Below are 270 nucleotides of genomic sequence, written 5' to 3'. Positions count from 1 at the left end.
CCCGTCATTGTCCTGGCCGAGACCGTGACACTGCAAGCCGAAAGCGCCACCCCCGGCACCGATCAGGTCACATCGATGCGGTTCGTCGACGTGGTGCTCAAACCCGGCAGCCGCCAGGCCCTGGCCGACTTCACCCGCAACCGGGTGGGCAAGCGCGTGCAGCTGCGCTCGAACGGCGTGCTGCTGTCGTCGGCCACGCTGCAAAGCCCGCTGGAGGGCGACAGCTTTCGCATCACGGCGGGCGAGCACGGCTTTGCGGGCAAGTCGGCC

At 68.9% G+C, this 270-nt stretch carries 1 protein-coding gene; it reads left to right on the top strand.

Features of this window, described 5'->3' with window-relative positions; translation table 11 throughout:
• On the top strand, window positions 1–270 hold a 270-nt coding region (locus tag SB751_RS30895), incomplete at both ends, for a SecDF P1 head subdomain-containing protein (RefSeq protein WP_410749136.1).

The organism is Cupriavidus sp. SIMBA_020 (assembly GCF_046535395.1).
Taxonomy (GTDB): domain Bacteria; phylum Pseudomonadota; class Gammaproteobacteria; order Burkholderiales; family Burkholderiaceae; genus Cupriavidus; species Cupriavidus campinensis.
The sequence above is the reverse complement of the archived record's forward strand: the minus strand, read 5'-3'. Positions and strand labels throughout refer to the sequence as shown.